General features: G+C 54.6%; 10 protein-coding genes. 8 read left to right on the top strand and 2 right to left on the bottom strand.

What is annotated here, in order from left to right; genetic code table 11:
• Window positions 1–39 precede the first annotated feature (39 nt).
• Window positions 40–534, top strand: coding sequence for a rhombosortase (gene rrtA, locus AAFH99_RS01005; RefSeq protein WP_406828410.1), 495 nt, complete (start codon window positions 40–42; stop codon window positions 532–534).
• Between the two features lie 148 nt (window positions 535–682).
• Entirely contained in the window at window positions 683–1,636 is a 954-nt protein-coding gene (locus tag AAFH99_RS01000; protein WP_043319600.1) for a lipid A deacylase LpxR family protein, read from the top strand.
• A gap of 34 nt (window positions 1,637–1,670) precedes the next feature.
• Here AAFH99_RS01000 and AAFH99_RS00995 read toward each other — a convergent pair whose 3' ends face one another.
• Window positions 1,671–4,874, bottom strand: a complete 3,204-nt coding sequence (locus AAFH99_RS00995; protein ID WP_406828409.1) for an SNF2-related protein — start codon at window positions 4,872–4,874, stop codon at window positions 1,671–1,673.
• Window positions 4,875–5,016: 142 nt separating this feature from the next.
• On the opposite strand from AAFH99_RS00995, the gene AAFH99_RS00990 reads away from it, so the two are divergent.
• From AAFH99_RS00990 to AAFH99_RS00980, 3 genes are all read left to right on the top strand, one after another.
• Complete coding sequence (locus AAFH99_RS00990; RefSeq protein WP_406828408.1) at window positions 5,017–5,814, top strand: DUF3298 domain-containing protein; 798 nt, start codon at window positions 5,017–5,019, stop codon at window positions 5,812–5,814.
• Window positions 5,815–5,861: 47 nt separating this feature from the next.
• Window positions 5,862–7,094, top strand: coding sequence for an MFS transporter (locus AAFH99_RS00985; protein WP_406828407.1), 1,233 nt, complete (start codon window positions 5,862–5,864; stop codon window positions 7,092–7,094).
• Window positions 7,095–7,278: 184 nt separating this feature from the next.
• On the top strand, window positions 7,279–9,306 hold the full coding sequence (locus AAFH99_RS00980) for a metallophosphoesterase (RefSeq protein WP_231491879.1): 2,028 nt from the start codon (window positions 7,279–7,281) through the stop codon (window positions 9,304–9,306).
• A 48-nt stretch (window positions 9,307–9,354) separates the two neighbouring features.
• On the opposite strand, the gene AAFH99_RS00975 is transcribed toward AAFH99_RS00980, so the two are convergent.
• A complete protein-coding gene (locus tag AAFH99_RS00975) occupies window positions 9,355–9,705 on the bottom strand; it encodes a DUF2200 domain-containing protein (protein WP_406828406.1) in 351 nt (116 codons plus the stop codon).
• A gap of 668 nt (window positions 9,706–10,373) precedes the next feature.
• Between AAFH99_RS00975 and AAFH99_RS00970 the strand changes: the two genes are divergently transcribed.
• The 3 genes from AAFH99_RS00970 (at window position 10,374) to AAFH99_RS00960 (ending at window position 23,431) form a co-directional block, all read left to right on the top strand.
• Window positions 10,374–12,764 carry a PQQ-binding-like beta-propeller repeat protein gene (locus AAFH99_RS00970; RefSeq protein ID WP_406828405.1) on the top strand — a complete coding sequence of 797 codons (2,391 nt, stop codon included), beginning with the start codon at window positions 10,374–10,376 and terminating at the stop codon, window positions 12,762–12,764.
• A gap of 1,107 nt (window positions 12,765–13,871) precedes the next feature.
• Window positions 13,872–23,066 carry an RHS repeat-associated core domain-containing protein gene (locus AAFH99_RS00965; RefSeq protein ID WP_406828404.1) on the top strand — a complete coding sequence of 3,065 codons (9,195 nt, stop codon included), beginning with the start codon at window positions 13,872–13,874 and terminating at the stop codon, window positions 23,064–23,066.
• On the top strand, window positions 23,066–23,431 hold the full coding sequence (locus AAFH99_RS00960) for a hypothetical protein (RefSeq protein WP_406828403.1): 366 nt from the start codon (window positions 23,066–23,068) through the stop codon (window positions 23,429–23,431). Before AAFH99_RS00965 ends, AAFH99_RS00960 begins: the two co-directional genes overlap by 1 nt.
• Window positions 23,432–23,453 lie beyond the last annotated feature (22 nt).

Here is a 23,453-nt window from a genome sequence, read left to right as displayed (position 1 = left end):
CTGCTGCAGTATCTGCAGTCCCTGCATCCCGACTGGTTTATGTATGACCGCGCCCTGCTGGCTTCCGGCCAGTGGTGGCGTCTGCTGTCCGGGCATCTGGTGCATACGAACCTCGCGCACCTGATGCTCAATGGCGCCGCCGTGGTAGCGCTGTGGTTTGTGTTTGGGCAGAGCGCTTTGCTTGGGCGGCGCCCGGTCGCCGCGTACCTGGGTTTGACGGCACTGTTGGCCGTATTGATCAGCCTTGGGCTGGGGACCTGCTATCCGGGCGTGGAAATCTATTACGGTCTTTCCGGGGTTCTGCACGGACTCTTCTGTTTTGGCGCGCTGAGTGATCTGCATCAGCGCCGCTGGTCCGGGGCACTGCTACTGATCGGTTGCTGGGCGAAAGTGGCGTGGGAATTGACCGCGGGTCCCAGTGCTGCCACCGGGGAGATAATTGGTGCAGAAGTAGCGGTATCCAGCCATTTATTGGGAACCGTTTTCGGTTCATTGAGTGGTGCCATTGTCTGGCTTTGGAAAGCGCGCCAGTGAGGTGATCGCAGTCACCTGACCGGTTTATTGACCGGCGCATCTATCCACCCGAGTTTCTGGAGCTTCGGCACCGCTTTCCTAAAATCCATGCGTGAAAAAGAAAACGCGAAACGGATTTTCGCTGCAGTGGCAGTCAGGTATCCAATGGATGGGTGCTGCTTTACTCGCCGCCGGTAGCACCACAGCCACTGCGGGCACTATTGCTCTGCAGCTGGAAAATGATTCTTTCGGACGCGTCAACGACGCCGACTATACCCAGGGACTCAGGCTTTCCTATACCGCCGATAACCCTCCCGGCTGGATGCAATCTCTGCTGCCCGGCCGCTATCAAAACCGCGAATTAAACGCGCAGTTTTTTATCGGCCAGGCGATTTTTACTCCCTTTGAGATTTTTGAAACCGAGCTACTGGAATACGATCGCCCTTACGCGGGTTGGTTGTATCTCGGTGGTGCCCTGCAAGCGGTGGACCTGATTCCCGGTGGTGCGTTAAACACCGCTGATCGCTTGGATTTTTCACTGGGTATTGTGGGGCCGTCGTCTGGAGCGGAGCAGGCACAGCGCTCTACCCATCAATTGCTTCGCACCTATGATATTCACGGCTGGAGCAACCAGCTGCACGACGAAGCCACACTGCAGTTGAGCTATGCGCGCAAATGGGCGCACGTTGAAACGGTGGCTGAGAATGGCCTGCAGTTTGAAATTTCGGGTACCCTCGGCGGTCATCTGGGCAACGTGAATACCTCCCTGATTTCCGCAGCTGGGGTGCGCCTGGGACGGGACCTCTATTCCAGTTTCGGAGTAAGTGCATTTGCCCCCTACATCAGCGGCCCGGAAAACAGCCTGCGTTCAGGCGGTGGCTGGTATCTGTATTCCGATGTGCAGTTGCGGCTGGTGCATCAGGATATATTTCTCGACGGCAATACATTCAAAGACAGCCACAGCGTAGAAAAAGAACCCCACGTGGTGGAGTGGCAGGCCGGATGGGTGCTGCCCATCGGCCGCTACCGCTGGAGCGCCTACTATGCGCGGCGCTCGCAGGAATTTATCGATCAGTATGCACAGGTCGACTTTTTTGGTATTGGCTTGAGTGCTTCTTTCTAGCATGCCTTTCCAGCACACCTTTCTAACACGCTTTCTATTGGTCTCCGGATAGCAGTGACAGCAGCGCCTCTTTGCTTGTCGGCAGGGCACTGCTGCCCGCGGCATCAAACAACGCATCCGCCAGTGCCTGCTTCTGTTGCTGCATCTGGTGAATGCGCTCCTCCACGGTATTTTCCGCCACCAGCTTGTACACAAATACCGGCTTCTCCTGACCGATGCGATGGGCGCGGTCGGTGGCCTGGTTTTCCACAGCGGGGTTCCACCAGGGGTCTACGTGGATCACCACATCGGCGGCGGTGAGGTTGAGGCCGGCACCGCCGGCCTTGAGGCTGATCAGAAATACCCGCACCTCGCCGTTCTGGAAACGGTCGATGGCCTGCTGACGCTTCCGGGTCTGGCCGGTGAGTTTGGTGTAATCAATCTTCTGTGTATTCAGCTGCTCTTCGATCAGCTTCAGTACCTGGGTGAACTGCGAGAAGATCAGGATGCTGCGGCCTTCTTCGAGTAATTGCGGCAGGTTTTCCTCTAGCCAGTTGAGCTTGGCACTTTCCTGGATGCCGGCGGCTTTCTCCAGTTTTACCAGGCGCGGGTCGATACAGGTCTGGCGCAGCTTCAGCAGGGCGTCGAGAAACTCGATATGGCTTTTGCCCATGCCTTGGCGCTCCACCAGGTCGCGAATGCGTTTCTCCATGCTGATACGCACGCTTTCATAGAGTGCACGTTGTTTACTGCCCAGTTCTACATACTGGATGGATTCGGTTTTAGGCGGCAGCTCGGAAACCACTTCCGCTTTTGTCCTTCGCAGCATAAACGGGCGCACCTTGCGGGCCAGCTCCTGCTGCCGATCGTGATTGCCATGGGACTCGATAGGTGTACGATACGTTTGCTGAAAAGTTTTGCTTCCGCCCAGTAACCCCGGCAGGGCGAAGTCCATCAGTGACCACAACTCCCCCAGATGATTTTCCAGCGGTGTGCCAGACAGGCACAGCCGAGTCTCACTATTGATCAGGCGCACGCACTCGGCAATTTTGGTGGTGGGGTTCTTGATGGCCTGGGCCTCGTCCAGGGTGAGCAGACTGAATTTCCGGTTGCGATAGCGCGCCTGGTCTCTTGCCAGCAGAGGATAGGTGGTGATGACCAGGTCGCTGTGTTTGATCTGGTCAAATGCGCTATCCCGGTCTGGGCCGTGAATCAGAGTGGCTTTTAAGTGGGGTGTGAATTGCGCTGCTTCGTGCATCCAGTTGCCGGTAAGGCTGGTGGGCGCTACAACCAGAGCAGGCTTGTCCAGTGCGCCGGTCTCTTTCATATGCTGGATAAGCGCCAGGGTTTGCAGGGTTTTACCCAGGCCCATATCGTCTGCCAGAATACCACCAAAGCGATAGCGTTGAAGAAACCCCAGCCAGTTGAGGCCATCCTGTTGATAGGGCCGCAGGGTGGCATTGAGCTGTTTCGGTATGGGAACCGCTTGCAGACCAGAGAAATCCTGCAGGTCTTCCATCAGCTTCTGAGTGACGGGAGCGTGGCGGTGATTGAGGTCTTCGATATCTGAAAACTGTGCCGCCTGGAATGCCGGAAGACGTACGGGCTTGCCGAGTTTTTTCTCTTTTAACAGGTCCAGCAGTAGGCCGCGAATGCTCTGCAGTGGCGTGGTATCCACACTGATCCAGTCACCATCGGCAATAATACTGAGTTGCTCCGGCGCATCCTGTTCCAGCCACTGCTCAATTAGATCAACAATCGGCCACTGCTGTCCGTTGGGCAGTGTCAGATCCAGACCGAGCTCAAACCAGTTATTGGCCGTATCGGTTAGCTCTACAGATATTTCCGCGCGAGAAATATCAAATCGATAACTGGGGTCGGTGTCGATTACCCAACCCTGGGCCTGCCATTCAGGAATCTGATCGCGCAGCAGTGCACTCCAGTGCTCGAATATCTTTTCTGGCTTGGTGGCATCGAGTACCCAGACTTCTTCCTGCCCACCGAGTTGCTCGGGGATCAAATACAGTCCTTGATCATAGATCTGATCGCAACACTGATGTTCGTGTTCGCTGTCGCGGACGATATGGAAATAGTTTCCATCCTGCTCCCGGGTCATTTCCGGACCCTGATAGTCAATACTGTAGGGAGCGGCGAGAGCAAAGCCACCGTAGTCGAAGTGCAGTTTAAGCGCAGGAAGTTTGTAGTGATCAAAGTCACAGCCCACCAGTGTAATGTGCGGAGTAAAACTGTCGATACGGGTGAGCTTTGGCTCGACGGGAAGCGGCAATTGTGGCTGTGGGATTCGTTGGCGGAGCTCCACAGACATCAGGCCAACGTCATCGGCGGAGACGGCCGGCATGTTTAGTAAGTGAATCAGCTGGCCGGTGGGCAATGGTGAGGCAATGTCCCCAAGTGCCGCATTTTCCGTGTCGAGATAGCAGGGGGGGCTGACCGGCAACAGTTGCCAGTTATTTGCGTCATCTGCACCGTCGAGTTGCGCCTGCAGCTGTTGGCTGCCATCGTCATTTTCGCGCCAGTGCCAGCGGAGTTCCCGTGCGGGGGCGCGGCGGATCAGTTCATCTTCAAAATAAAATCGGTTGCTGTCGAGCAGGTAGCTAAGCGCGCGTCGTCCCTCCTCACCCACTAATCCCAAGCGGCCACTGGCGTTGATGCGCGGCAACAGCTGCAGGATGGTGACATCTTCGTCCAGCAGATGGCTGGGGCGATTCCAGCCGAGGCGGGTACTCTCCTGATTAAAGGGCCGCAGTTGACTCCAGCTGCCATCTTTCTTCAGGTAGCCCTTCTTCGTGGAAAGCTGTAGTTGTCCCTGGGTATTTAACTCAAGTACGTAAAGCAAATAATGTTGCCCATGAAGTAGGGGCAGGACTTCGCTTCGCGGTGCCGGGGGTAACTGTTCAAGCCACTGTTGCCAGGCTGGAAGGGATGGCTGTTCGGGAATTTCGGGGGGCGCGGAAGCCGGAGCCGCGTCGTCTTCCAGTAACGCCAATGCCGTGGCGACCGCGTGTTTGCAGTTCAGGCCCACAGGACAGGAGCAGAGGCCCACAAGGCGACCGCGGTCAACATCCAACTCCACCCGGTAAACAAAGCGGGCCGATCCCTTGACCCGCCCATGAAACGTCTCGGTTTCCGGGTCGTAATAGGCCTCAAGTACCCGCCCACGTGCGAAGTAGTCTTCGCCGCGGGCAAAGCTGCCTCCGTCGGCCATTTGCTGGATGTTCTTGTGGGTAAAAGTGATCAAGCCAAAGCTCCGGAGTTGCTGTGTTTTGACTGGTCGTGCCAACCTAACCGCACACCTTAACATGATAAAGTCGCTTGCGAGAGAGGGCGTGGCTACTTATGCTCATTGCAGACTTCCCTCATCACACCAGCACGGAGAATGTATGTTGTATGAATGTCTGCCGCTGAAAGCGCGCGCTCGCGGGACGTTGATTATGGCGCTTACCCTGGCTCTCATCCTGGGTGGCTGCGAGCAGGGGAAAGAGCGGGACAAGTCTCGTGCGCCAGCCACACTGGCGTCCCAGGTGGAATCGCTGGAAATGTTTGAGCCCAATTGTGCGTCGCCAGATAAATGCGCGTCTGTGGCAATTCAGAGGGAAGTATTTTCGGATCAGGCATCACTGAACGATGCGGTCTACCGTCAGATGCTTACCCAGCTGCAGGGCTTTGGTGAATCGTCCGAGGCGCCGCTGGATTCCCTGGAAAAGGTGGCGCAAAAATTCCTTGACGATGCCGCCGCCGTCACCATTCCATCCGCAGCCCAATGGCAGCTGACCGGCAATGCGAAGAAACTTTCGCGTCGCGACGATGTGGTGACCATTGAGATTGACAGTTACCTCTATACCGGCGGCGCCCACGGCATGCCCGTCAGTCGCTGGCTGAACTGGGATCTCGCAAACGAGTCGCAACTGGCGCTGAATGATGTGCTGGTGCCTGGCCAGGAAGACGCTTTCTGGAAGTTGGCGGAAGCCGCACATGATGAATGGCTGAAATCACAGCAGGTAAATGAAGACTTCCGGCAGAATTGGCCATTTAGTCGTACGGAGGATTTTCGTCTGACCAACGATGGCCTGGTTTTGCGCTACGGAGTGTATACGCTGGCACCCTATTCCATGGGTGAGATTGAACTGACCATACCCCCGGCGAAATTGAAAGCGGTTTTGCGTGAGCGCTTCCAGTAACTACCGGTGATCGGCCCCACCCTTCGAGAGACCTGTATTGAGAGCCCATGATGCAAACCGCGAGTTCGGCAACTGATGAAGCAGCTCCGCTCGCGAGCGCGCGGGTTCAACGCAGTAATACCTGGCGACTGGCCATTGCTCAGGCCCTCGCCGGAGCCAATTCGATTGTGCCCTACGCTGTCGGCGGAATTGTTGGCTACACCCTGGCGCCAGCTCCCATTCTTGCCACTCTACCGCTGACGCTGTTTGTTATCGGCATGACGCTGTGCACCCTGCCGGCCGGCGCTATTGCCGGGCGTTATGGGCGCCGCGCGGCATTTCTCACGGGCTCCGGTGCCGGGGTACTGGCTGGCCTGGTGGCGGTGGTTGCCGTTATGGCCGGTGGGGTCACTGGATTCTGGTTGTACTGCCTTTCCACTCTGCTGGGTGGTGCCTATGCCGCGGTGGTGCTCTCATTCCGGTTTGCCGCCGCTGACGGTGTGGCACCCGCGCGCAAGGCGCAGGCGCTTTCGCTGGTGATGGCCGGCGGCGTGGCTGCGGGGGTGGTTGGACCGCAGCTGGTCAACTGGACCATGCATCTGGTTCCTGAACCAATGTATATCGCTACTTTTTACGCGCAGGCCGGTGTCGCAGCCCTGTGCGCGATCATTCTTCTCGGTGTGCAACTGCCGCGACCAGATGACCGGGTGCGCCGTGGTGGGCGACCGCTGTGGATTATTCTGAAGCAGCCGAAATTTATCGCGGCAATCGCCTGTGGTGCCATCTCTTACACCCTGATGAACTTCCTGATGACCGCGGCGCCTCTTGCGATGCATATGCATGGACACTCTACCGAATCGTCAAATCTTGGCCTGCAGTGGCATGTTATCGCTATGTTCGCGCCGAGCTTTTTTACCGGCAAAGTGATCGCGCGCTTTGGGGCCGAGCGGGTGATGCTGGTCGGGTTGGTGCTGATTGGAATTTCCGCGGCGGTCGGGCTTGGCGGAATGAATGTATCCCATTTCTGGTGGACACTGATCTTGCTCGGACTTGGCTGGAATTTCGGTTTTCTGGGTGCCTCGGCACTGGTGCTGCAATGCCATACCGATGCGGAGAAAACACGTGTCCAGTCGGTGAATGATTTTATTGTATTCAGTCTGATGGCTCTGGGCTCATTCGCCTCGGGAGGAATCCTCAGTACCTATGGCTGGGATACCGTTCTGTGGACCTCCTTTCCTCCACTCGTGATTACCCTGATCGCGCTTGTGACACTCATGCAACGGGAGCGACCGGTAAATTAGTTTATCTGCCGGGCATTAACATGGTTTTTCGCTTCAATCTGTATGAAGTTGTCCAGATTGTTATTAAAAAAATTCATCTAACGGAAGCCAAATCTTCACCTTAATCGGATTCAATACGGCGCGATCTACTCGGAAGCCTGCGCTTCCCGAGATGCTAATAATTTGAAACCAAGTGGGGGTTAACGTGTTGAAATCAAAAATTGCCCTGCCGGCAATGGTGCTGGTGGTGCTCTTTACCAATCTGCTGTCCGGTTGCGACTCGGACAGTGGCAATTCTACCGCGCCGATTATTCCTGAAGAGGTCAATGAGCAACCGGAGAATGAGGCCGAGCCCGATGACGAGGAATCGGCAGAACAAGAGACTACGCCGGCACCGGTATTCCGCATAGGTCTATTGCCGGACACTCAGGGTGGAACCGATAGTGAAGGTCAGGCGCATGTGTCGATGCACCCGATGAGTGAAGTTTTGAAGCACCAGAAAGCGAATGGTGTGGATATGGTGCTCGCGCTCGGTGATCTCACAGACCACGGTTCTGAAATCGAATTTGCAGAGTGGCGCTCCATCGCCGACGAATATGCGGAGCAGGGCGTCGAGTTCCTACCGGTAATGGGAAATCACGAAACCAGCTATGCCTATACCGTCGAATGGATCGAGAACATGCGCGATTTCATTCCGGCCGATGCGGTGCATATGCCCGGGTACGAATGGGTTAACTATTATGTAGTACGTGAGAATGTACTGGTCATTGGTCTCGCCTATTACAACCTGCCGATCGCGTTTGAGTGGATCAAACAGGTGGTCTATACGCAGCGGGAAAATGTAGATCACATTGTCGTTGCCAGCCACGATGGCCTGATTGGTGCCAAGTATGGGCAAACCCGCGAGCAGATTGTCGAGGGCACCAAAGACGATAACTGGGTCTATCAGGTGCAGCCTCAGATCCGCGAGTTTTTTGCCGATCACGATGTGATTTATGTGCAGGGGCACGAGCACCAATACCAGCGCTCGCTGATTTCTGCCAAGACTGCACTCAACACCCTGCCGTCCAGCTCGACCCCTGCCAGCGGTAATTACCGTATGGACGTATATACGCAGATCATGGCTGGTAACGCGTCGTACAAAGGCTATGAATTCCGCTATGGTGAGCGCGATCTGGTACAGATGATCGTGTCCCAGAAAAACGCGACCTATTCCAGTGGTTCCGAGGCTTACGATGTAAACTCTTCCATCCTCACTTTCCAGGGGCCGCGGGTAGATTACGTATCTTACTATGCGCCACATACCGCCAAGAGTAATGACGCGTCTTACGCCTTTGACGCAGACTGGAAACTGGGGGATCGGTTCTCTCGCAGCACCGATCGCTGTGAGACCGTCATCTATCCGGACGCGATTCCCGAGGGGACGCGATCTGCAATGGTGCTCCAGCCGGAGTACCGCACCAATGAGTGTCTGGCGCCGCAGGGTGGTTATGCGAAGTTGATGGGTGGCCGCAATCAGACCTTCAACCGCACCGACACCCGCACCCGGGATATGGGTTTTACGCCGGGATTGTCGCGTGCGGAATCTCTCAACGATCTGATGCGCCTTGCCTATCAGTGGCTGTACCAGTATCACGAAAACTGGACCCCCAATCTGAATAGCCCGCTGCGCGCCGCGCCGGACTACGAAAATGACGAGCTGATCATTGCGGAAACCACCATCGACCTGAAAGAACATGTCACTCTGAGCTGGCTGGTCGCCACGGACGAAACGGTTTCGGACATCCTGATCGTCAGCGGCACGCAGAATCAGACCGGGATCTACCAGGACGATTACGGGGTATTGAAAGATATCGAAGTGGACAGCGGACTGCCCATGAGCCGCCCCGATGGTGGTGAGAAGCCTCCGGTGGTACTGCCGGAAACCGCCAGCAAGTCCTGGGATCTCGGCACTGCCGTATCCGACCGCTATGTGCTGGCTTTCACCGGCCCGGAAACTGCCGATGAAAGCCTGATCCTGTCCATGCGCACTGGCACCGAATGGTTGCCCCTGGCCGAGCCCATGTGTGTAGTGGAGGCTTCCTGGCAGGACAGCTTCCTCGACAGCGCACCGGAGCGTGTCGCGGGTTGTGAAGAGCAGCCCCTGGTGGGCATCGACCCGGCGGCGCCGAACCAGTGGTGGGCCGTGCTGCAGCAGGATGCGGAACTGGCGCTGGTTGCACGCCCGCTGTAAACCGCTTGCTGTAGCAGTAAGCGGGTAACCTGAAAATCCTGTGCCGGCCTAGCGGCGCAGGATTTTTTCCATCGCCTTGCCTTTGGCGAGCTCATCAATCAGCTTGTCCAGGTAGCGGATTTTCCGCATCAGTGGATCCTCTACCTCCTCTACCCGAACGCCGCAGACCACGCCCTTGATTAGCGCAATATTCGGATGCATTGCCGGCGCCTCGGCGAAGAAGGTTTTGAAATCATTTTCCTGATCGACCTGTTGCTGCAGACCAGCGGTGTCGTAACCGGTCAGCCAGCAGATAATCTCATCCACCTCCGCCTTGGTGCGCCCCTTGCGTTCGGCTTTCTGGACGTACATGGGGTAGACCTTGGCGAAGGGCATGGAGAAGATTTTGTGCTCGGCCATTGGGCTGGCTCCCCTGTGTCTTTGGATACTTTCGAGAGATAGTAACCTTAATTTGCGTGGGCGAGATAGATGGTAAGCGCGCAGGGCAGTATTCATGCACCCATAATTTGGTCAGTGTTAGGAAGCAAGGTTTGGTCAATACGGTTGTGACTATTTTTATAAATCGTAACGTAATGAAAAACAGGCTTTTTTCGGCCTAACTTTGACTGATACTGTTCGCATCGCTGAATGGCATCATCAATGATGGCATTTAGCACTCCAGTTCGCCCTACTACGCCGCGCCAGAGAACGTGCTATCAAGCCCTCCATAACCGTTTGCAATGTGCCCAGTAGCTCGCTGGTGCATGAATCCAAGCTGCACCGGATAGTTGAATCACGGCCGGCTCTGTTGCAGCTAAAGAACGAAATTCACCATCTCATAAATTTCATTCATCGAAAGTAAACAAAAACTCGATCTAGCGACCAAAAAAGTATCGCAAGAAACTTTTCTCGCTTAAGTTCACATTTTTTAGATTATATGGCACCAAAATCAACCTGGCGCCATTTTTTCTGTTGTCGCGAAAATCGTGATTGTGTTCACATCCCCGCAATAAAATTTGGGGGGAAAGTAACCCCCGTTGACTACGTTGGTTAGCGAGTTGTTAACCGGTCGCATTTTTGGGGGAAGTATGTGGAATTTATTATCCAAGGGAAGGAAGTCCGCGGCGTGGGTTGGCAGTTCTGGTATTTCTGTTCTGCTGTGCTTGACCGCTTCCGTTGAGTCTGTAGCTGGCGAGTTCACGGTATTTGATAACGAGGTTTTTGCCCGAAACGCAGGAGTTCCGGTGCATGAAATCCGTGAATTCCAGTTCAACGCCCCGCAAGAGCAATATTTGCTGCGTGTCCACAATGGCGTAGATGGGGCTCCGGTAGAGAATGCCAGCCGAATACTGCTGAACGGGCAGGTTGTAGTATCCGTTTCTGATCTTCAGCAATCCTCCCCCCTAATTGAAAAACCCGTCACCCTCGCCATCAACAATACGCTGATTATCGAAATCAATGACTTCGAGAACCGCGGGCTGAGCATCGAGATTGTTGGTTACGACGAAGTCCCCCCCGAAATTTCCGGAGCCGTTGATTTCCCCCCTAATGAAAACGGCTGGTACAGCAGTAGTCCTACCATCAGTTATACGTGTAGTGATGATCTGAGTGGTATCGAGAGTTGCAGTCAACCGGTTCTGGTTGAGACGGAAGGCGCCAACCAGGAAATTATCGGCACCGCAGTGGATCGGGCCGGAAATACCGCTGAATACGAAGCGCTGATCAGTCTCGACTGGTCCGCGCCCGAGCTGCAATCGACGTTGGTCCCACCCGCGAATGCAAGCGGTTGGAATGACAGCGATGTCTTGGTCCAGTTTGCATGTGCTGATGCACTCAGTGGCATTTCCGAGTGCCCTGAAGCGGTTTTACTTGCGAGCGAAGGTGACAATCACGTCGTGAGCGTACAGGCAGTCGACCTGGCCGGAAATAGCGCTTCCGTGGAAACCCAAGTCCGCATCGATAAAACGCCTCCGCAAATTATTTCGCAATTGTCGGCATCCCCCGGCACTTCGGGCTGGTACCGCGAACCGGTGACCGTCAGTTATCAGTGCTTAGACGACCTGAGCGGGGTAGTCAGCTGCCCGGAAGCCGTCACCGTAACCGGCGAGGGTGAAGGGGGCGAAGTGTTGGCCACCGTTTACGATGTCGCGGGTAACAGTGCGGAAGCCCGGGAAACCATCAACCTGGATACCACAGTACCCGAGATCAGTTTTATTTCGCCGCACAGTGGCGCGTTCCTTGCCGACGCTCATCCCGTGGTACAGCTTCTTCTTTCCGACAATATTCAAGTTGATGGCGCATCTCTCGTTATTACCGCTAACGGCGAAAACACCGCTGAATGCACGATCGCTGGGAATATAGCAACTTGCGGCTTCCCGCAACCGCTGCCCGTCGATGCAGAAGTTGTTATCACCGCGAGTATAAATGACAGCGCTGGCAACTCTGCTCAGGTATCCCTTGTTACCGGGATCGACACCGACAAAGATGAAGTGGCCAATTATCTGGATCACTGCCCACAGACCGCTACCTCACAGAGCGTTGATGAAAACGGTTGTGCCCTGAATCAATTGGATAGCGACGATGATGGGATAAGCGATGCGGAAGAGATCGCCTCCGGCAGCAACCCCGAAGATGAAACCAGTTTTCCACCCGTACTGATCGAAACCTTCTCGGCGTCTCCCACCGTGATGGATCACAAAGAGCAACAGGTAGAGTTGCGTTGGCAGGTAAAGGGAGCCAGTACCGTCTCGATTGGCAACGATTTACAGGAAGAGGTAGAGACTGATCTCGCAAGCGAGGGAACCCTCGCGGTAAACCCGAAAATCACCACCCGCTATACGCTCGTTGCGACAGGTCCCGGAGGTGAAAGTAGTCAGGAGCTGACCATAACCCTGGATTTACCACCACCGCCGCCAATGTGGACGGCGCCAGACATCCCTGTTCAAGAAAAAATTGCCACTTCTCTCGCGGTAGCGGAAGACGGCAGTGCATATGTGGGCGCCTTCGATGGCAATTTTTACAAGGTGAATTCCAGCGGTCAGGTGGAGTGGACTTTAGACGATGTTGGGGTGGTTATGGGCAAGGCCGCCATTGGAGGGGATCTCGTCATTTTTGGGGCGAATTTGAGCGGTAGCGCCTCTGCCGACAACAAGGGTCGTGTTTACGCATTCAATTCTGGGAAGCAACTCGTTTGGAGTTTTGACACAGAAGGTGCTGTTGTTGCGGGCCCACTTATTAATCAAGAACGAACAATTGCGTTCGTCGCGACATTCAGTGGGGAAATATATGCGCTCGATATTGATACTGGAATTCCACTTTGGGTGTATCGGCTACCAGACAATGGAAAAATAGCTTCCGTTCCGGCGTTGTCTGGAGAGAAATTAATTGTAAATACAGAAGATAATAAAATTTTTGCTTTAGATTCTCGCTCTGAAGTTGAAGTAGGGAGGCTGCTTTGGAGCAAGTCCTTAAATAATTAAGTTCCTACAAGAGTAGTTAGTAAGCTAAGGCAGTGAAAAGTAGATGCTGTCGCCAAAAATATAATTGTGGTCATTGAAGAAATGGATAAGTTCTCTCATTATTTTTGTAAGTTAGTGATTGTATTCTTGGTGATACTGTTTGCTCCTTTAGTGGCAGCATATTCTCAGACGATATCGATTAGTGATGGCCTGGAAAGCATCGACGGTGAGTATTCAGTTACTGTTTACTCTGGACCTATTACTCTTGCCGGGAAGGCCTGGAACGCATATAGAATATACGAGCGAAAAGTTGGCTCTGGCGAAGATTGGAAAAATATCGCATATAGTGGGGCGCTGTACTGGAGTATTCCGGAGGGCGACTTTAACGGTGAATACACGATCACTATTCCTCTCGACGGTGAGGCGGCGCGCTCCAATGGAACCTATGAATACTATGCAAAGATAAACAGGTATTGTGATATCGGTCCTTGCGCGATGAACGGGATGGTTCAGGACCAAATAGAAACCGCAATAATATCAGTCGTTGTAAATAAGCCTGAAAAGCCAGGTAAGCCTAGAAATCTAAGCGTTACTAATAGAGAAGACCCATATGACGGCAGCTATAACGCCCAGTGGGCGGCGCCGACCGTTGGCGACTACGATTATTATTTAATTCAGGAGAGAAAAGGCCAGGGTAATTGGTGCTTCAACCAGAAAGGCAGCGTCCACGGCTATTGCTACGCACAAAAAGGAATGAGTCTCAGCTATACGGCGAACGACAGAGAGGCCGGAGCCAGTTATTCGTATCGCGTATTCGCCTGTAACGCCCTCGAGTGCAGTGATGTTCCCACGACTGCTGAAATTTTAACAGTCAATGTTCAAGTTCCTCCCACGCCGAGCTTTTCCTGGTTGGCGCCGGCGGATGGAGCCATGATTCGTTACCAGCAAAACCAAACTCTTAGAATTGGAAACAACGGCAGTCAGGGCATTTCTTCTGTCGGCTTTTACCGACGAGTAAGCGGTAGCGACCAACCCCTCAATCTTCCTGTCAACTATGATGACGCTTGTGACTGTTGGAATGCTAACTGGACTGCCGCGTCGCTCGGCAATGTCGAACTTGTCGCAAAAATGGAAAATAAGTGGGGCAATACCACCACTCGCTCCATTGATGTGAATATTGCGGAAAACCAGTTGCCGACCGTTTCCTTGCCGGCCCTTCCGGAATCCGTTGAACAATTTGATTCGCTGAACCTGCAGGCATCCGCCAGTGACCCGGACGGATCCATTGAATGGGTAAAGATCTTCGTTAATTCGGAGGTTGCCCATCTCTCCAGCTCGCCCTACCAGTATAATTGGCCGGCAAACACCGCCGGTGAATTCACCATCTATGCACAGGCGAAGGATAACGAAGGTGGTCTCAAAACCTCTGGGCAACAAACGGTAACTGTTAATCCCTCTTTGCCGCCAGATCCGCCAACACAAGTATTGATCGACGACTTACCCGCACCATTTCCGGTAAATACTTCGGGTTACTACACCGTTTCCTGGCCGGAGGTCGAAGGCGCCACCGATGGGTATGTATTGGAGGAGCGCGAAGAGGGAGTCAGTGGTGGCGCCTGCCCTGAACAATACGATGATGAGTCGGACTACTGTTCAATCAGCGTGAGTGGCCTATCCTGGTTGCGCCCAAATCAGTCCCATGGTCGCTATCACTACCGGGTACGAGCGTGTAATGAATCGGGTTGTGGCGACCCCAGCACGGTTTTCCCAGTGACGGTGGAAACGATTGTGCCCCAGGCCCCGGAAAACCTGCGTGCAACCTCGGATCCTGAGGGCTACGACTTTACCGGCAACTACAGCCTTCTGTGGGATGCGGTAGAGAACTTTCCGTTACCGCTAAACTACAAAGTCGAAGAAAAAATCGGTGGTCTGGATTCCGAGTACGCCTGGGAATCCCTGTCTCAAAGTGGTCTTGAAACGACATTTGATATTCAAGATAAGGCGCCGGGTAGTTATAGCTATCGTGTCACTGCGTGTAACAACAAAGGCTGCAACGAAACCGCGGAAATTATCACTATCGAGGTGTTGCAACCTATCGTGATGAATGCAACTCCGGGGTGCGACAACAACTGCCTGCTGATCATTGGCGGTGGCTTGGATCCCAATACACTCGTCACCCTTACCGACCGTCGCAACGGTAATCAGCAGACTTTGACCAGCGCGGAAATTAGCTGGAAAGCGCCGGTGCGTGAAGGCACCGAACAGGACCCGGCCACCTATGCGCAACTGACGCTTAACGCAGCGATGTCTGAGGCGCTCTTCTCCGAGGGTGTGCATGTCTCCGTGGAGAATGCCAACGGTGCACGCGCGGGTATCGATGCTTACGGCAGTGAGGCCGTGGAACGCATTAGCCATATTGATTCTGCACCCGCGGTCGGCGCGGATGGCACGATCTACGTAGGCTCGGGTAATAACGTCTACGCGCTGAATCCTGAGGACGGGTCCATCGCTTCTGGATGGCCTTTTGCTACCGGCGATCTGATCAAAGCGACGCCCGTGATCGACTCTGTGAACGGCAACATCTATGTCGGCTCTCTGGACGACAAGCTCTATGCCTTGAATTCACTCGGCCTGAAGCAGTGGCACGTGACGACGGGGGGGGATCTGCTGGCATCGGCCGTTCTCGATGAGAACCGCATTATTTATCAGGGTTCCATGGACGGTGTGCTTTACGCCGTGCAAGCGCAGAACGGTGCAGTCCAGTGGACCTATCCCGCTGGGGCTGGTATTGCCGAAACGCCAGTACTGGCCGGGAATGGCACTCTGTATTTCACTACCGTCGCCAGCAGCCAGGTCTATGCGCTTGGTCGTGGGGATCTGGGGCCGGACCAGCTTGTCTGGGAGAGTGCTGATGACTCACTGCTGCGGGAGAAACTAGACGATGAAAACTGGCAGCCCAATGAAAGCCAGCTCCCGCAATATCAAACCGTAGCCCGGCTGTATCGCCTGTTGTTGCAGCCGCCACTCAACCTTTCGCGTGATGTTCTTACATTTTGGACCTACGCGCTGGTTAAGGGGGCGAATCCGCAGGAGGTGGCGGTTGCCTTCCTGCAGTCCGACACCGGCAAGGTGAACTTCCCTTCCATACAATCACTTACCAGCGAAGGCTTTATCGACAAGCTTTACGCACGCGCTTTCCCCGGGTTGGGTCAACCGGCGCTTACCTACGCCGGGCAAACCTATACGCGGAACGGCTTGGTCGATGCCATGACGGGTGGCATGACTCGTGCGCAAGCAGCCGTGCTTTTCTCGCAATCGATGGAATACGCCGGAGCCACGAACGTCTCCCTGCGCCGCAGCTTCGATTACTTCTATGCCCAGGATTACAGCTGGGCGGTATTCAGTTGCGATGAGGGCGATGAGTACACCCGCGACTGCGACGAGGATGGCCTGCCGGATTTCTGGGAGATTCAGTTCTTCGGCAGCACGGATAGTGAAAGCGGCGATACCGATGCGGATGGCGACGGTATTAGTAACCAGCAAGCCTTTTTGGCCAACCTCGACCCCTGTGCGAACCTGTGCAACTACGGCGCCACCGTTAAAGCACCCGAGCCCGCGCCGATGCCCACCGTGGATACGGGGGAGATCGATATTTCCGGACAGATTGGCAGCCTGCCTGGTGAATTCCGGGTGAGTGAATCCGGCGCGGCCAGCTATCAGATACCGCTGAGTCTGCCTGCTGGTACGGCGGGTGTAGCGCCACAACTATCCATTAACTATTCCAGCCAGAGTGGCAATGGGCTTTTGGGCCACGGCTGGGCGTTGAGCGGACTGTCCGCGATCACCCGCTGCCGCCAGACACTCGGTCAGGACGGTCAGGCCCGCCCAATCACTTGGAGTGATGAAGATCGCTTCTGCCTCGATGGCCAGCGCCTGCTTGTGGTTGAGGGTGAATACGGTGCAATCGGCAGCCTCTATCGCACGGAGATAGATAGCTTTGCGCTAATCCAGCTGCGCAACAATCAGAACGGGATGTTCTTTACCGTGGAGCGCAAGGACGGCTCAATCAGCTACTTTGGTGCCACCGAGGATGCAAAGCAAACAACCGCGCAAGGAACGCTCACCTGGGCGATCAACAGGTTTGAGGACAGTGCACGCAACCGTATTGAATTCATTTATCAGAACATCGGCGGCCAAAAGATAGACGAAATTCGTTATGCCTATGTAAATACTGAGGGAAGCAGAGATAGTGGATATGCTGCGTCAGTGCTTTTCGATTATCAGAGCCGTGCAGACTCCATCAGTGGGTTTGTTGCTGGTGAATTCTTAGAAACCACGCAGCGGATTCAAAAAGTACATGTATACAACAATTCAACAGAGATACGACGATACGAACTGGGGTACAAAACGTATTCCGCGGACACTCTGAGCCGCCTGGAACGTATTCGACAGTGTGTCGGTGATCTCTGTCAGCCAGATACGGTGTTTAATTGGCGTTTGCCGGTACCGGGAAGCTTTGCTGGTTCACCTGCAGATATAGTGACACTCAGCACTCAGCAAGACCGTGCAGCAATAGGTACTCGCCCTGCAGATATCAACGGCGATGGTCAAATGGATCTTATTTGGTTGGAGCCGGATTGGTACGACGATGGTTCCGGAGAAATAGCCTTCCAGACTTTCAAGTATGTTCTTGCCAAAGAGGACGGGTTTGGGATCGAGCGCACGGTCTATCGAGAGCCTGACAATACCTACCGGCCTTATGAATGGCAGATGGTTGACTACAACGCAGATGGCCGTGCGGATCTTGTCGCCTACCTGGAGGACAACGGGTACTGGGGCGTGGTCTTGTCAGAGCCAGATGCAGAGGGCAACTGGTATTTGCATGGTGTTCCAGCGCACCTTCCTGAATTGACCAACCGTAGTGCGAAATTCACCGATATTAATGGTGACGGCCTGGTTGATTATGTTACCAGCAGCGAGTATCGCTTACTGGAGCCTCTCGGGGATGCGGCGACCAATCGCTATTACCGTTTTGGAGAGAGCCAGCCTGTCACATTCGATATTGACTGGAGTCAGGTCGTCTGGAGTAGCCCGATGGGTGACTCGGCAACCCCTTCGCGCGCCTTTATTCGCAGTGCAAGTGCGCCGGCGGATTTTAACGGCGATGGTTTAGTCGACCCCCTTGCCAACCTGATGATGCACGCTGAGTGTCTTCCCGGTGGCTCTGTCACCGGCACCTGTGAATATTCCGCCGGAGTGGCAATTGTTATCTCCAGTGCGCTAGGTGAGTATGAAAGCAGCATTTATCTGGGTGCTGTTTCCAGCGCAGAGGCGGTTGATATTAACGGCGACGGCCTCCCAGATGTCGTTTACCGCCTGGGTACCACCGGGTATTACCGGATTAACACCGGCTCCGGCTTCGAGGAAGCGGTCTCACTGGGAGAAGTTCCGGCTCACCGCCAATACTTTGATTACGACAACGACGGTGATACCGATATTGTTTGGCATGACGCAGATGCACATCGACTGAAAGTAAGGCGTTGGCGTAGTCTCGATAAAACGTTTGCGCAAGCCGAGTCGTTCCGAAGCACCGGTGGTAACGAAAATGCGTTACACCTGTTTACCGATATGAACGGCGATGGTGTAAGCGACTACGTTAAGGTCGAAAACGATCGTGCCTTTCTATACCCCGCGACCGATTTCCGGGTGCCAGTGAATGTGATTGATAAGATCACCAACGGTATTGGCGCCGATACGAATATCACCTATGGCGCCTTAACCAATAGTGGGCACTACACACGCCGTGACATTACAACCACCACGCAAAACCGTTGTGAAACCGCGACGTATGGTGGGTCCGCGCCGAATTCTGGCGTTACTGGTGCGGTCTGGTGTCAAGATTACGCTGTGGCAGACCTCGCAGAGTATTACGGTGCGCTGAACGATGACTGGTCAGATAAAGGTGGTCTCGGAAAGCTGTCCGCCACTCTGGAACTGATGTCCCCGATGTACGTGGTCACTAATGTTGCAAGTAGCGCGCCCACGCCCGCCAGCATCGACCCTGAAGGCATCAACGCGACCAGCGAAATCAGCTATTTCTACGCTCAGGCCAAGATCCAGGCGGGTGGCCGTGGCCTGCTCGGCTTCGAAGAATTGCGCACCGTCGACGAGCAGACGGGTGTCGAAACCATTACCAGCTACCGTCAGGATTTCCCGTTCCAGGGCTATCCGGTCAGCACCGTGGTGAAAACCGCGGAAGGCAAAACCCTCAGCGAATCGGTCAATACCTGGAAATTGAGTAAAGCCGATGGTAGTGCCTGGTCCGGCTGGGGCGATGCAACTAAAGACGACGGCAGCGCGCAACTCGGACCGCTGCAACCCTGGCTCGAAACCAGCGTCGAAAAAACCTGGGCGCTGGAGAGCGCGGTGGGTGCCGAGCCGGTGAAAACCGTAACTACGGTGAACACCTTCGACCAGTATGGCAACGCGACGGACATCCTGACCACTATGGTGGCCGGTGGCGATATTTTTACTACCCACACGGTTAATACCTTTGGAGAAGGTGAAAGTGTCAACTTCGCCAACCCGGATTACACGCTTTCCGGCTATGCCGAGTTGGGTCGCCTCACGCGGGCGGTGGTTGTACATGAGCGCACGGAAAACGCTGAAACCGACAAGGCAACCCGTACCAGTGCATTCACCTACTACCAGAACGGCGGCAAGGCGGGTCTGCTGGAAACTGAGACCGTAGAGCCAGACGCCAAAGATAAAGAAGGCAATCCCGCACCCAATTTGACCTTGACCACACGCTACGACTACGACAGTTACGGCAACAAGGTACTTGTAGAGCAGCGTGCCGGTGATGTCGCGGAGGCACGTGCCAGTCGTTGGATTTACGAGGACGGTACAGGGCGCTATGTGGAGCAGGAGCTAAACGCCTACAACCAGATTGTAAGTACGGTTACTGCGCGCAACGAACTGGGGCTGCCCACTGCGGCCGAGGATATGGCGGGGAACGAGAGTCAAATCCGCTACGATGCCTTTGGCCGCAAGGTGCTGGAATACAGCCCAACCGGCGCCCACAGCATTACCTTGTTGGCCGCCCCGTCTAGCCACTGCCCGGCGGGCAGTGCGTATCAGCAAACCGTGCGCTCCGCCGGTGGCGGTGAATCCTTCACCTGCTTCGATGTGCTGGCGCGCACCACCCGCAGTGCCACCCGTGGCTTCGACGGTAACTGGGTATTCGCCGATACCGAATACGACAAACTCGGTCGCGTATACCGAAAATCCGAACCCTACAGTGGAACCGCCGGCAGCGCTCAGCACTGGACGGTAATGTCCTACGACATTCTCGGCCGCGTCGTTGGCACCGATCTGCCCGGCACCGTTAGCAATAACGGTACCGGCTACGATGTGCACATGGCCTACAGCGGCTACACCACCGTCACCACCAACCCCGAAGGCCATACCAAAACCGAGGTCAAGAACGCCAAGGGTGAACTCACTTTGGTTACCGACCACCTGGATGGTGAGATCAGCTACCGCTACGACGCCCAGGGCAACCTCCGCTTTGTCAGCCGCACCGCCGCCGACAGCAGCCTGAACCCGGTAACGGAAATGCGCTATGACCTCCTCGGTCGCAAAATCTGGATGCAGGATCCGGACAAGGGCGGTTGGGATGGTAAACACTGGGAGTACCGCTACAACGGCTTTGGTGAATTGGTGTGGCAGCAAGATGCCAAAGGTCAACAGGTGGTCAATCAGTATGACAATCTGGGGCGGCAGACGCTGCGCATCGACTACGATGCCGACGGCAATAAAGAAGGTGAAACCGTCTGGACTTTCAACAACAGCGCTAACACGCAGGACGACATCCCGCCGGGTGCGCTGTCTGGTGTGATTGACCTTGAATCCGGCTATGCCCAGATCCCCGGCTACGACCAGCTCGGTCGCCAGAACCTGTTGCTTACAAGTCTGGCCGAGGGTGATGACCACTGGACCAGAACCACCTACGACCAGTACGGTCGTGTGCTCCAGCAGTTCGACGCCGCCGGTGATGGCACCTGGCGCTCCAACGCCACGGAAAACGAGTACAACCAGTACGGTTATCTAGTCGCCGTGCAGGACGCGGAAAACATCAACCAGGCCAGCGCGGAAACCTACTACACCGTGCTCGCCATGGACGAGCGCGGCAACGTCACCGAATCCCGCCAGGGCAACGGTGTAGTCACTACCCGCGAGTACAACCCCGGCACCGGTCGCCTGGAATACCAGACCGCCTCCATCCTCGGCATCACCCAGATCCAGGATCTCACCTACCAGTGGGACAACCTCGGCAATCTGGACTGGCGCAAAGACCAGAGCGGCGGCAAGGACCTGTTCGAAGACTTCGAGTACGACGGTCTAAACCGACTGAAGAGTGCCCAGGTCACCGGCAGAACCGCGCAGACGCTGAATTACGACGGCTTTGGCAATATCACCTACAAATCCGACGTGGGGGATTATTACTACGCGGACGACAGCGAATGTGAACAAGCCGCCGGCCCTCACGCCCTGTGTGCCACCGTGGATGACATGGGAGAGGCCACCCAGTACAACTACGACGCCAATGGCAACATGATCAGCGGCGGTGGCCGAAGCCTGCACTACAGCACCTTCGACAAACTGCTGCGCATCGAAAAAGACGGCCACACCACCGAGTTCCAATACGGGCCGGATCGCAGCCGCTACCTGAGAGTGGACATCGACAGCAGCAATAAACGCACCGAAACCCGCTACCTCGGCAACGTAGAAAAGATCACCAACCCGGACGGCTCCAAAACCCTCAAACGCTACCTGCCCGGCGGTGCCGTGGTCACTATCGCTGGCGGCGAGCGCCAAAACCGCTACCTGCACAAGGATCACCTGGGCTCGGTGGATGTCATCACCGATGCCAGCGGCAGCGTAGTACAGGCCATGTCATTCGACGGCTGGGGCCAGCGCCGCAACGCCCAGAGTTGGGAAGCATTGATCGCTTCGGAACTCACCAGCTTCAACAGCGACATAACCACCCGCGGCTACACCGGCCATGAAATGCTGGATCAGGTGGGGCTGATCCATATGAACGGGCGGATATACGATGCGAGACTGGGGCGGTTCCTGCAGGCGGATCCGTTCGTACAGGCCGCTTCCGACACGCAGATGTACAATCGCTACAGCTACGTGCGGAACAACCCGTTGAATGCGACGGATCCCAGCGGGTACTTTGTCTTTACCCTTGCGGCCGCAGTCTATCTGGCTGCTGCTGAAATCACTACAGCCTGGATAGTCGGTGTGGTGATGGGGGCCGCCGGCTTCCTGGATGCCATGTCGCAAGGCGCCAGCTTCAAAGACGCGCTCAAGGCCGGGGTTATACAAGGGGTATCAGCAGCGGCCTTTGCGGGTATCGGCCAGGGTAATTTTATGGGAATAGAGATTGGTAGCGTTCCGATGAAAGTTTTTGCCTCTGGTGTTGTCGGCGGTATCACCAGCGTACTTCAGGGCGGCAAATTCGGCCACGGCTTTGTTAGTGCCGGTATTGGCGCCGCGGTTGGTGCAAGTAAAGGACTCAAGTTGCAATCCGGAGGTGGTTGGGCCAATGCAGGTCGGGCTGCGGTTCGGATTACAATTGCGGGTACGGTTTCCCGAGCGACTGGTGGTAAGTTTGGGAATGCGGCGGCGTATGCTGCGTTTTTTATGGCCATCGAAGCTTCAAATTTACCGAATAAGCCGGAAGGAAGTGGAAAGTTAAATCGTGGGCAAGTAGACCCTAAAGACTTAAAGAGACGCCAAACCATGGCGGAATCCATGATTGACAATTTGTATAATGAGGGGGTCTTAAGTGTTGACCAGCGATTCGCAGGATCTAACGCAATGGATGACCTAGTCGAATATTTGGAGCCACATATGACCGCGATAACTGAAGCCACTGGGCTTGAGGTTGGTGGGTGGATATTCGGCGATTCTGGTGGGCTAGGTTATACGAGGCCAATAGTGGGTTACGAACTAAACGCACCTACAGGCGGGTATACGAGCGTGGTCGACCTTGGTAAGAAATCTTCGGTTAATCTTCCTAGTGGCGCAAAATTGTCGGCTACGTGGCATACACACCCAAGTGGAAATACTTTTTCTCGTGGTGATATTAACAATGCTGTTAGGAGAAAGTTAGATCATCATGTATTCACTGACGAAGGATCTATTTACCGCAGAGTATGGAGCCAAAACAGAACCTGTATCGTTAACGCCAGCTTTTCATTTGCGCGATCAGTAGATGGTGCAAATATAATGTCATGTGGATTTCATTAATGACTAAATTATTTGTTAATTTTCTTTTTATAATTACATGTGTGCACGTGCACTCTTCAGAAGCTGAGCTAAATATTTCGAGCGAAGAAAAAAATGTTTTGATAAAAAATTATGACAGTTCGGTTAATAAGGGTTCTCTGAGTCCTGTAGGTCAGCTCTCGTTTGCCAACCTTGGGGGGATCAATGCATGTTTGAACCATGGTGGTAGCTACGACTCAAGTGGCGATGATTTTAATGACTGGTCGATAGAGGTTTATGAGTTCAATGAAGGTAGTGTTATAAGATTTTTCGTTCGGGGCTTAGAGGATGCAGAAACCCTCTGTTTCATCGATGCGAATGGTGAAGTTTTAGGGCTTAGACAATAATAAGATCAACGGGAAATAATTT

Source organism: Microbulbifer sp. ARAS458-1 (genome assembly GCF_045348205.1).
Taxonomy (GTDB): domain Bacteria; phylum Pseudomonadota; class Gammaproteobacteria; order Pseudomonadales; family Cellvibrionaceae; genus Microbulbifer.
Note: the sequence above shows the minus strand (reverse complement) of the source record. Positions and strands in the feature narration are given on the sequence as shown.